Source organism: Nocardiopsis trehalosi NBRC 14201 (assembly GCF_001552555.1).
GTDB classification, from domain to species: Bacteria; Actinomycetota; Actinomycetes; order Streptosporangiales; family Streptosporangiaceae; genus Nocardiopsis_B; species Nocardiopsis_B trehalosi.
Genome location: NZ_BCRK01000053.1, coordinates 22,353 through 32,926, shown reverse-complemented (window position 1 = coordinate 32,926; position 10,574 = coordinate 22,353). Strand labels below are relative to the sequence as shown.

Annotated in this window: 11 protein-coding genes; 3 read left to right on the top strand and 8 right to left on the bottom strand. The window is 75.3% G+C overall.

Annotation, left to right across the window (positions count from 1 at the left end):
- Positions 1-13 precede the first annotated feature (13 nt).
- The 3 genes from NT8_RS12165 to NT8_RS12155 form a co-directional block, all read right to left on the bottom strand.
- On the bottom strand, positions 14-1,798 hold the full coding sequence (locus tag NT8_RS12165; protein ID WP_067967899.1) for a polymorphic toxin-type HINT domain-containing protein: 1,785 nt from the start codon (positions 1,796-1,798) through the stop codon (positions 14-16).
- 45 nt (positions 1,799-1,843) lie between these two features.
- Positions 1,844-2,239 carry a hypothetical protein gene (locus tag NT8_RS12160; RefSeq protein WP_245646138.1) on the bottom strand — a complete coding sequence of 132 codons (396 nt, stop codon included), beginning with the start codon at positions 2,237-2,239 and terminating at the stop codon, positions 1,844-1,846.
- Between the two features lie 629 nt (positions 2,240-2,868).
- Positions 2,869-3,261 (bottom strand): winged helix-turn-helix transcriptional regulator, encoded by a 393-nt coding sequence (locus tag NT8_RS12155; protein WP_067967908.1) that lies wholly within the window; start codon positions 3,259-3,261, stop codon positions 2,869-2,871.
- A gap of 500 nt (positions 3,262-3,761) precedes the next feature.
- On the opposite strand from NT8_RS12155, the gene NT8_RS12150 reads away from it, so the two are divergent.
- Together NT8_RS12150 and speB are read left to right on the top strand one after the other, a co-directional pair.
- Positions 3,762-4,139: a VOC family protein gene (locus NT8_RS12150; protein ID WP_067967896.1), complete on the top strand. Its 378-nt coding sequence runs from the start codon at positions 3,762-3,764 to the stop codon at positions 4,137-4,139.
- A gap of 223 nt (positions 4,140-4,362) precedes the next feature.
- Positions 4,363-5,277, top strand: a complete 915-nt coding sequence (speB, locus tag NT8_RS12145) for an agmatinase (RefSeq protein ID WP_067967893.1) — start codon at positions 4,363-4,365, stop codon at positions 5,275-5,277.
- Positions 5,278-5,299: 22 nt separating this feature from the next.
- Here the strand turns inward: speB and NT8_RS12140 are convergent, their stop codons facing one another.
- The 3 genes from NT8_RS12140 to NT8_RS12130 all read right to left on the bottom strand — a co-directional run bounded on the left by NT8_RS12140 (position 5,300) and on the right by NT8_RS12130 (position 7,826).
- Positions 5,300-5,842, bottom strand: coding sequence for a DapH/DapD/GlmU-related protein (locus NT8_RS12140; protein WP_067967890.1), 543 nt, complete (start codon positions 5,840-5,842; stop codon positions 5,300-5,302).
- Between the two features lie 102 nt (positions 5,843-5,944).
- Complete coding sequence (locus NT8_RS12135) at positions 5,945-6,919, bottom strand: LysR family transcriptional regulator (RefSeq protein WP_067967887.1); 975 nt, start codon at positions 6,917-6,919, stop codon at positions 5,945-5,947.
- A 94-nt stretch (positions 6,920-7,013) separates the two neighbouring features.
- Entirely contained in the window at positions 7,014-7,826 is an 813-nt protein-coding gene (locus tag NT8_RS12130; RefSeq protein ID WP_067967884.1) for a dioxygenase family protein, read from the bottom strand.
- A gap of 204 nt (positions 7,827-8,030) precedes the next feature.
- Here NT8_RS12130 and NT8_RS12125 point away from each other — a divergent pair, with 204 nt between their 5' ends.
- Positions 8,031-8,867, top strand: coding sequence for an alpha/beta fold hydrolase (locus NT8_RS12125; RefSeq protein WP_067967883.1), 837 nt, complete (start codon positions 8,031-8,033; stop codon positions 8,865-8,867).
- Between the two features lie 23 nt (positions 8,868-8,890).
- On the opposite strand, the gene NT8_RS12120 is transcribed toward NT8_RS12125, so the two are convergent.
- Together NT8_RS12120 and NT8_RS12115 are read right to left on the bottom strand one after the other, a co-directional pair.
- A complete protein-coding gene (locus NT8_RS12120; RefSeq protein ID WP_084468865.1) occupies positions 8,891-9,547 on the bottom strand; it encodes a dienelactone hydrolase family protein in 657 nt (218 codons plus the stop codon).
- Positions 9,548-9,729: 182 nt separating this feature from the next.
- Positions 9,730-10,455 carry a helix-turn-helix domain-containing protein gene (locus NT8_RS12115; protein ID WP_067967880.1) on the bottom strand — a complete coding sequence of 242 codons (726 nt, stop codon included), beginning with the start codon at positions 10,453-10,455 and terminating at the stop codon, positions 9,730-9,732.
- Positions 10,456-10,574 lie beyond the last annotated feature (119 nt).

The following is a 10,574-nucleotide window of genomic DNA, read 5'->3' as shown; positions in this document are numbered from 1 at the left end:
AGCGGATCAGCGGTCACGGGATCTCGTCCGGTCGCGCGGGGCGGACCATGCGCTGCTCCTTCACGAAGACGACTCCGGGCCGAGGCGAGTTGTGCTCGTAGTAGACGACGTGCGGCGTCGGCACCCCGCCGTGGGCCGCGCCTTCGAGGTCGACGCGCTTGATGGCGTTGCCGTTCGCGTCGTACACAATGTAGTTGCTGACGTCCCCGGTGGCGGGGTTGCGCTTGTAGACCGTCGTACTCGGCGGGCCGCCCTGCATCGGCATGTTGTTGCGCGCCCGTCCGCGCCGGGACCCCGGTGGGGTCTGCCACTCCTGCCCCTCCGCAATGAGTTCCGACGCCTCGGGCAGGTGGCTGTCGTCCGGGACCCTCCGCTGCCCGTTGCTCGCGCACTCGCCCGGCTGGAGCTGGTCTCCGGATTCGCCGCCGGAGTTGTGGACGAGGACGGCCGCCCCGGCGGGGGCGACGTAGTACGTGTGCAGGTCGGCGATGGTGAGGTTGTGGACGCGCTGGGCGTCGGTCTCGCGGACGTCGACGGCGGTAACCTGGGCCCAGGTGCCGGCGGAGGTGCGCAGCCAGGTGCCGGGGGCCAGGTCGATGGCGTCGACCCAGGCGGCGCGGTCGGGGACCCAGAACGGGTGCTCGTCGGTGGCCGTGAGGGTGGCGGTGGTGCCGTCGGTGCCGGTGACGCCGAGGTCGAGGTCGAGGTCGAGGTCGAGGTCGACCAGGGTCTTGGCGCCCTGCCCGGTGATGGTGGCGGTGACCTCGCGCGGTCCTTCCTCGCCGGTCAGCGGGTCGAAGGCCAGCACCGCGTCGCCCACGGCGACGTCCTCGATCGGGGCGGTGGTGCCATCGGCCAGCAGGACGGGCGTGCCGGGGGCGAAGCTGTTACCCGGCGGGCACGACTCGTTCCGGTCCGGGGGCTTGTCGGGATCGGTGCCCGTCCCGTTGTCCTGGTCGCCGGAGTCGTCCCCGTTCCCGGACGAGGACGGCCGGTCGGCGTCGGCGCCCCGGCCCAGGGCGCGCAGGAACTTGGCGATCGCGCCGCTGCCGCCCGCGACGAGGCTGCCCCCGTCCCAGAGTCCCCGGCCGAAGAAGGCGGGCCAGTCGCCCCGGTTCCACGCGTCGCGGAGTTCCTGGCTGAAGAGCAGTCCCCACGGGTCGTCGCGGATGGCGTCCCACGCACCGGTGAAGGTCTCGACGGGGTCGGTGAACAGCGATCCCAGCCCTTCGAACGCGCCGCCGATGTCGTCGCGGGCCCCGTCGTAGAGGGCGTCGAGGAAGCGCTCCCACCCGGGGTCGTCCTCGTTGATCTCCCCCATGGGTTCGAGGTCCGTGGGGCCGGGGGCGATGGGGCCGCCGCCGGGCGGATTGGCGTTGGCGACCTGCTGGTACATCAGCGGGGCGCCCATCGACGGGTGCCCGTAGGGCCGACCGGTTCCGGGAGGCGGGGCCTCCGTGTCGGCGCCGTCGCCGGTGCCGTCCGCCGGGGACTGCCCGGTGGGCGGGCCGTCGGCGCCGGGTGTGGGGGCGCCGGTGTCGGGTGTGGGGGCGCCGGTGTCGGACGGCGGATCGGCGGGCGGGCCGTCGGCCGCGTTCCGGTCCTCCGGCGGACCGTCGGAGGGGGCGGCGGCCGGGTCGCCGCCGACGCTCGCGATGGAGCGTTCGATCAGGTCGGAGACGCGCCCGCCGATCCCGCCCTGGAGCACGGTGGCGAGGATGGCGGCGACGAGCAGGATCACGGCGGCGTACTCGGTCATGGAGGCGCCGCGGTCGGGGTGGTGGATGCGACGGAGCACGGGATCACCTAGCGCTGGGGGCGGGCGGGCGGCCGTGGAGGTCGGTCAGGAGGTGAGGAAGGCCCGGGACGACGGGCGCAGGAGGAACACGAGGACCGCGACGGGCAGCACCAGGTTGAGGAAGCCCTGGGGCTCGCCGAGGCCGATGCGGGCGAGCGCCGTCAGCAGCAGCCACGCCTGGAAGGCGAGCAGCGCGACGAAGAGAGGGCGCCGTCCGCGCGGCAGGCGCAGGGCCAGCGCGAGCGCGGCGGCGCCGGGCAGCGCCACCAGGGTGAGGGCGGCGAGGATCTCGGGCGTCGGCCCGGGGATGAGGAGGACGCCGACCGCCTGGAGGCCGGTCGCCGCGACGGCGACGTAGAGCAGGGTGCGGACGGTCTTGAGGGAGGTGGGCAGCGAACGGGGCAGCGGCATCGGAGGCGCCTCCACGTACAGCAAGATCACGTTCGGTCGTTGTCGGATCACCGTGCGCAGGTGTCCGTATCGACGCCAACGGGCCGGGTGGCGGTTCCGGGGATGGCCGGTGGCGGCCGATGCGCCGCGCCGGGGAACCGCCCGCGCCCGCAGACCGTCCGCGCGGGGACGCCCTGCACCCGTGGGCCCGACCGGTCAGGGGCGGCGGGGGGCGGGGGCGGGGCCGCGCCCCCGGCCCGGCGCGGCAGGTGGTCGGGACGGGCGGCGCCACCGCACGCCCCGAGCCCCGACGCGGAGGCGACCGGGGGCCGAGGCGTGGTCGGCCCTCGGCCGCCCTCGGCCCACGCTCGTCGGGACCGACCGGCCGGCCCCGACGACGGCCGCGCTCACGCCCGCAGGGGACGGGCGGGGCACGGTGACGCGAGCGCGCGACTCCCACCCTCAACGGCGGGGCGTGGCGCCGGTCGGCTGGCGACGGTGCGGCCGCGCAGCCTCGGCACCCGCTCGACGGGATGGGCCGGTCGGCCCACGCTCGCCGGGGCCGACCGGTCGGCCCTGGCGGCGGATGTGCCCACGCCCGCCGGGGAAGGGGCGATCGCGGGAGCGCGCGATTCCCGCCCCCTGTGCACGGGGTGGTCACGAGCGCGCGGTTCCCGCCCTCAGTGGTAGGGCGGCGTCGGTCGGCTGGGGACGGGGGCGGGCGGGGTTTGCGCTGCTCGGTCGAAGCGTTCGCGGGACGTCTCGATGTGGTTCAGGTGGTGGCGGGTCCACGCGCACATGCCGTAGACGGTGCGCCGCAGCTCCTGCCCCGCGTCCGTGAGCGCGTACTCGACGCGCGGTGGCACGGTGGGGTAGACGGTGCGCTGGACGAGCCCGTCGCGTTCGAGGCCGCGCAGCGTCTGGGTGAGCATCTTGTGGCTAATGCCCTCCACCTCGGCGCGGAGCCGCGTGAAGCGCAGGGTGCGTTCACCGAGGACGCTGACCACCAGCAGCGTCCACTTGTTGGCGATGCCGGAGAAGATCTCCCGCGCGAGGGAGTGGGCGCGCGTCACGTCGGCGTCCTCCGGCGAGCGGGCGCGCGTGACATCGGCATCCCCCGGCGAGTCGGCACGCGTGACATCGGCGTCCTCCGACGAGCGGGCGCGCGTGACATCGGCATCCCCCGACGAGTCGGCACGCGTCACGTCAAGGTCCCCCGGCGGACGAGGGCGCGTCACGTCGGCGTCCTCCGGCGAGCGGGCGCGCGTGACATCGGCATGCCCCGACGAGTCGGCACGCGTGACATCGGCGTCCTCCGGCGAGTGGGCACGCGTCACGTCAGGGTCCCCGGCGAGTCGGGGCGCGTCACGTTGGGGGTCCTCCGACGAGTCGGCGCGCGTGACGTCGGAATTCTCCGGCGAGTAGGCGCGCGTCACATCGGCGTCCTCCGAACGGCGTCCGACCTCTTCGGTAACCACCAGGTGCCCTTCTCTCGCAGAAGTGCGTACTTCCCGCCGACCCGCACACTCTCCTACGGTGCCCGGGTATCCACAAGTGACCGTGAGGACGCGCCATGACCATCCTGAAGACGTACGCACGCCTGTGGGCCGACGAGGTCGACGCGTCGCTGGCACTGCTGCGGGAGCTGACCGGCGCGGAGCCCGATCTCCGCTTCGCCTTCGGCTCCATCGAACTCGCGGCGATCGGCGACTTCCTCGTCATCGCGGGCCCGCCCGCCGAGCGGGCCCGCTACTCCCACGCCAGTGCCACCGTCGTCGTCGACGACCTCGATGCCCTGACCCGGGTGCTCGCGGCCGCCGGCGCCGAGATCACCGCACCGGAGACCGCCGGCCCCACCGGCCGGTTCCTGTACGCGCGCCACCGCGGTGGCGCGGAGGTCGAGTACGTGGAATGGACACCAGAGCTGGTGGAGCGCATCGTGGCGGCGTAGCCGGCCCGCCCGGACGCCGCGCACCGCGCACCGCGTACCCGCGCACCGCGCACCGTGTGCCCGCGCACCCGTCTACCAGTGGCGATACGCGCCCGCCGCGACACGGCTCCGCCCTACCGGCGCGTCCGGCCTCGGGCGGCGACGATGGGAGCAAGCCGGGCGCGGGTGTCGAGCGGCACTCCACCGGCCCGCCCCATGCTGGGGGACCACAGCGAGGAGAGCCATGGCAAGCGGTTACAGCGACTACCTCCCCTTCGCCGGACTTCCGACCTTCTGGCGCACCGAGCACACCCGCGATCTCGACGGCGTCGACATCGCCGTGATGGGAGTGCCGTTCGACTGCGGCACGAGCAACCGGCCGGGCGCCCGGTTCGGGGCGCAGGAGATCCGCCGCCTGTCCCTGCACACCGGCAACTTCCACCACCCCTGGCCGACCGACGTGACCGACACCAAGCGCGTGATCGACTACGGCGACGTGGGGATGAGCGTCGGCCCCGACGCGATCGCCACCATGATCGGCCAGTCCCAGGAGCACGCCGACCGCGTCTTCGCGGCCGGGGCGCGCCTGTTCACCCTGGGCGGGGACCACACCGTTCCCTACGGGCCGGTGCGGGCGGCCCGGCGCCACCACGGGCCGCTGGCGCTGGTGCACTTCGACAGCCACCAGGACTCGCTCAGCGGCAACGGCGGCCGCGACATCTTCCACGGCACCTTCGCCCACGACCTCGCCGCCGAGGGCAGCGTCGACGCCTCGCGCTCCACGCAGGCGTTCATCCGCACCGACATGCCCAACGAGAACGGCTACGACATCCTCTACGCGCACGAGGCGTTCTACCTGGACCCGCGCCGGGTCGCCGAGCGCATCACGGCCAACGCCGGCGACGCGCCCGTCTACATCACCTTCGACATCGACTGCCTGGACCCCGCCTACGCGCCGGGGACAGGCACACCGGTGCCCGGGGGCCCCTCGACCGGGTACGTGCGCGAGGTGCTGCGGCACATGAGGGGCCTGAACGTCGTGGGCGGCGACATGGCCGAGGTCGCGCCGCACCTGGACCCCAGCGAGATCACCGCGATGGCCGCGGGCACGATCATCGGTGACATCCTGCAGCTGATGGCGGCCGCCGACGCGCCCTGACCTGCCGCGCCCGCCGCCGCCCTCACCACCGCCGGCGGACGGCGGCCTTGGGGCCGGTCACCAGGGTGGCGGGCGGGACGTCGTCGGCGACGACCGCCCCGGCCGCGACAACGGCGTCGCGGCCGATACTGACGCCGGGGAGGATCGTGGCGCCCGCGCCGATCCACACGTTCTCCGCGACCTCGATGGGCCCGCCGCTCAGCCACTCCCGCCGCTCCCCCGGGTCGACAGGGTGGCCGACGGTGATGAACGTGGCCTTGGGCCCGACCATCACGCGCTCACCGAGCCGTATACCGGCGTAGTCCAGGAACGTGCAGTTCTGGTTGATGAAGACGCGCTCGGCGAGGTCCAGGCGCAGGCCGTGGTCGGTGTAGAAGGGCGGGTAGACCGTGGTGCGCGCCGGGAGCGGCCGGCCGAGGATGCGGGCGAACAGCTCCGCCCTGCCCGCGTCGTCCTCGAAGGGCAGGGCGTTCAGCCGGGAGGTCAGCTCGGTGACCCGCAGGACCCGGTCGGCCATGGCCTGGAACTCGGCGCTGCGGATGCGCATGAGGCGGTCGTCGGACATGCCGCGATCCCTTCGTGGAGGTAGGGGGAGGGGTGGGCCCGTGGCCCCGTGGCGTGCGCCCGAACGCAGGCACCGTGGGGCCGTGGCGGGCGGCCGACGGCGTCACCCGCGCAGGTGCGCGCGGGCGCCCGCATGGCCGCCGCCGCGCGGCACCGCCGCCCACGACGGCAGCCAGGCCGGCTCGGGCGCCCTCGGCAGGCCGGCGAGGTGGGCGAGGATGCCCCGCAACCCGGGGTGCGGCTCCGCCGCGGGCAGCAGGAGGGAGACCGGGTAGATGAGGGCGGGCCCCGTGATCGGGATGCGGCGCAGGTCGTGGCCTGCCGGCCACGTGTAGCGGTCGCGCGCCCCGACCAGGGTGGCGGTGTCCGGGGAGTCCGCGAGGGTGTCCTGGAGGACCTCGTCGCCGAAGTGCGGGCCCGCCGCGTCGATACGCAGGTCGAACGCCCCGGCGAGCTGGTCGTAGAAATCCGCCCATTCGCTGCGGGGCGCGATGCCCGGCACCCAGATGCGGTGCCCGCGCAGCCGCGCGGGTGTCAGCCCGCGCGCGGCGGCCAGGGGGTGCCTCGGGCCGACGAGGAGTTCGAGGGGCGCGTCGAACGCGGGCACCATCCGCACACCGGCCGGCAGCGCGCCCGGGTCGGTCACGGTGCGGAAGGAGGCGTCGACGTCGCCCGCCGCGACGGCGGCGGCCGCCGCGCGCGGGTCCTCGGCCCGCAGGGTCACCACGTCGAGGGCGGTCCCGGGGTGCGCCCGCCAGTAGTCGTGCAGGACGGCGGCCTGCGCGCTCCGCCGCCCGAGCACGTCGACGCGGAGCGCCCGGGCCCCCGGCCGGACGGCGGCGAGGGCGCGTTCGGCGCCCGCGACGATGGTCCGCGCGTGCGGGAGGAACGCCTGGCCGTCGGGTGTCGGCTCGACCCCTCGGGGGGTGCGGGCGAACAGGCGGACTCCCAGCTCGCGCTCCAGGGCGGCGATCCGCTTGGAGGCGGCTTGCTGGGTCACGCCCAGTTCGGCGGCCGCGTGCCGCAGCCGCCCGAGTTCGGCCGCCCGGACGAACGTGCGCACTGCCTCGGTGTCCACCGGGTCACCTTAGGCCCGCACAACCGGCGGTTGTGGCGCGCCGGAGCCCGGTTGTGTCCCCGTCCCGGCCCGGCCTCCCGCGCCCCGCGCGGGGCTAGTCGAACTGGAGGGCGCGCTTGGCCAGGCCGTACCAGAAGCCGTCGATGACGCTGGTCGCGGTCTCGCCGGTGGCGTGGGCGGCGCCGAGGGCGACGAACAGCGGGGCGAGGTGCTCGCTGCGCGGGTGGGCGATGTGCGCGGCGGGGCCCTTGGTGCGCCAGTCGAGGAGGGCGTCGACGTCGCCGGTGCGGGCGGCGCCGGCGGCCCAGTCGTCGAACTCGGCCGACCACGCGGGCGGGACGGCGTCGGTGCCCAGGGAGAAGTCGACGCAGGACAGGTTGTGGGTGAGGAAGCCGCTACCCATGATGAGCACGCCCTGTTCGCGCAGCGGGGCGAGGCGGCGGCCCAGGTCGTAGAGGGCGCGCGGGTCGAGGGTGGGCATGGAGATCTGCAGCACCGGGACGTCGGCGCCGGGGTACATCTCCTTGAGCGGGACGTAGGCGCCGTGGTCGAGCCCCCGGTCGGGGGCGTCGGCCACCGGAACGGGGCCGCCCGCGAGGAGCGCGCGCACCTCGGCGGCGAGCCCGGGGGCACCGGGGGCGGGGTAGACGACGTCGTAGTAGCGGTCGGGGAAGCCCCAGAAGTCGTAGACCAGCGGCACGGTCTCGGTGGCGCCGATGGTGACGGGCGCGGCCTCCCAGTGGGCCGAGACGATGAGCACGGCGCGCGGGCGCCCGAGGTCGCGGGCCCACGCGGCGAACTGGCCGGTCCAGGTGCGGTCGTCGGCGAGCGGCGGGGCGCCGTGGCCGAAGTAGAGGATGGGCGCCTGCGGCCGGTCGACCGGCGGCTGCGGGACGGCGGTGGTCACGGTGGGCTCCCCTCGGCCGCGAAGGCCACTTCCCAGAAGATTACTTCCTAGGAAGATAGTAGCCGAGAGCGGCCCTCGCGCGCCTCCCACCCGTCCCGCCGCCACCCGGACGCGCCCCCAGCGGGGACCGCCCCGCCCGGACGGCCCCTCTCACCAGCGGAAAACCGCTGGCATGGCGCCGGGCGGCCGTGGGAGGGTCGCGGCATGCCGAACACCACGGACCGGCCGGAACCCCCCGGCGCCCCCGCCTCGTTCGCGTCCTTCGACGGCACCCCCATCGGCTACCGGCGGTTCGGTTCCGGGCCGCCGGTCGTCCTGGTGCACGGGTCCGGCGGCGGGCTGCACTCCTGGCTGCCGGTGGCCGAACTCCTCACCGACCGGTTCGAGCTGTGGCTCCCCGCCCGGCGCGGCTACGCCCCGAGCGGCCCCGGCCGGTCCCCGAAGCGCTACGCCGACGAGGTGGGCGACCTCCGGGTGCTCATCGACCGGATCGGCCGCCCCGTGCACCTGGCCGGCCTGTCCTACGGCGCCACCGTCGCCCTGCACGCCGCAGCGGCCGGGCTGCCGGTCCGCTCGCTGGTGCTGTGGGAGCCCCCGCTGTACGCGGCGGGCCCGGAGATGGACCGGGTCCTGGCCGAGTTCACGGCCCTGACCGAGCGCGGCGACCGGCGGCGGGCCGACCGGCTCCTGGCGGAGCGGGTGGCCCGCGTCCCGGCGCCGATGCTGGACCTCATGGACGCGGCCGCGCCGGCCGACGACGAGCCCGCCGACGCCCCCACCGACGCGCCCGGCTGGTGCCGCGACCTCGAATCGATGGCCGCCGACACGGCCGACGTGCGGCGGTGGTCCGCCGTCACCGCCCCCACCCTGGTCATGGGCGGCGCCGACACCTGGCAGCCGATGCCCGAGACCCTCGGCCGGCTCGCGGCCGCGCTGCCCCGCGCCACGCACACGGCGTTCCCCGGCCAGACGCACTTCGCGCCGTCGGTCGACCCCGCCCCCGTTGCGGCCGAGATCGCCCGCTTCCTGTCCCTGCCCTGAGGCCGGAGGCGGGACCGGCCCCGTCACCGCGCTCGCGCCGACCCGTCTCCGCCGTCGGCGTCGGCGTCGGCGTCGGCGTCGGCGTCGGCGTCGGCGTCGCCGTCAGCGTCGGAGACCCGGTCGAGAAAGGCCAGGACCCGCCGCCAGGCCAGCGCGGCGGCGGCGGGGTCGTGGTCGGGCAGGTCGCGGTCGGTGAAGAAGTGGCCGGCCCCCGGGTAGCGGAAGACCTCCAGGTCGGCGCCCGCCGCCCGCGCCGCCGCGGCCAGGGCGGCGACCCGCTCGGCCGGGACGAACGCGTCGTCCGGATCGGCAGCGTGCACCTGGACGCCGAGCCCCGGGCGGAGGGATGCGGGCGGATCGGCGACGGCGTGCATCAGGACGACCCCCGCCGTGTCGGGGCGCTCGGGCCAGAGGTCGGTGACGACGCCCACTCCCATGGACACCCCCGCGAGCACGGTCGCCCCCGGCAGGCCCGCGAGCGACCGCCGGGCGCGCTCGACCACGGTCTCCCAACCGATGCGGTCGAGCAGCGCGAACCCGGCATCGAGCGTCCGTGCGGTCTCGCCGCCGAACAGGTCGGGGGCGGTGACCCGGTGCCCGGCGCGGCGCAGCCGCTCGGCCGCGTGGAGTTCGACCGGGCGCAGGCCGAGGATGGAGTGGAACAGCGCGACGTGGGCCATACCGTCGCAGTGTGCCGGACGGGACCGACAGAGTCACCGCGACCGCCCGCTGAGCGGCGCGCGGGCGGCGGGAACGGCCGGCCCGTTCCCTCCCCCGATGGCGCCCCGATCGCCGGGCCCCGCACGCGGGGCCGGTACCCGTTGGGGGTTCTCGGCGGCGGACGGGTACCGCCGGTGGTGGTTCAGGACTGTTCGACGAGGGCGCGCACCCGCTTCAGCACGCGCAGCTGTGCGGGGTTGTACAGCTGCGCCAAGGCCTCGGTCACCGTCTGTGCGCCCTGCTCGGCACCACCTGGCGCGTCCGCCGCCGAGCCCCGCGCCCACGGGCTCTTCTCGCGCGTCGCGAGGGCGATCGGCACCAGACGCGCGGCGACGCCTTCGATCGCGGCGGCGTCCGCGTCCGGGGGCAGCTCCTCGAACGCCTGCTCCGCCTCCCGTTCCGCGTCGTCGGGTTCGTCCAGCAGGTCGAGGAACTCCTCTATGGACTCCTCGCTGAGGACGGCCGAGCAGACCGTCAGCAACGACCGCTGCCGGTCGGAGAGGTCGCGGAAGATCGGAGCGAGCACGGGCGGGGAGTACGCCGGTGCGCGGTGACGCAGAATGACCGCCAGCTCCGCCCGCACGCGGTTGAGTCGGGCGATCGTCGCCTCCAGTTCCGCGTCCACCGCGCGGATCGCCTCGTCCGGGTCCTCGTCCGCGCGTCCCATCGACGCCACCTCCGACAGCGGGACACCCAGATCACTCAACCGCTTGATCTGCAGCAGACGGATCAGGTGGGCGACCTCGTACCGCTTGTATCCGTTCGCTGTTCGCTCCGGCACGTCGAGCAGCCCGATCTGGTGGTAGTACCGGACGGCCTTCACCGTCGTGCCGGCGAGTTCGGCGAGCTGCCGAGTGCTCCACGCCATGCGCCACCTCCTCTGCCGCCGCGACCGCTAATAGCCCTGCTTCGTGCGCTCGCACCCACTCCACACCCTGCCCCGGGGGCAGGGTCAAGCGTTTCCGCTCCCGTCGTCCGCTTCTGTGC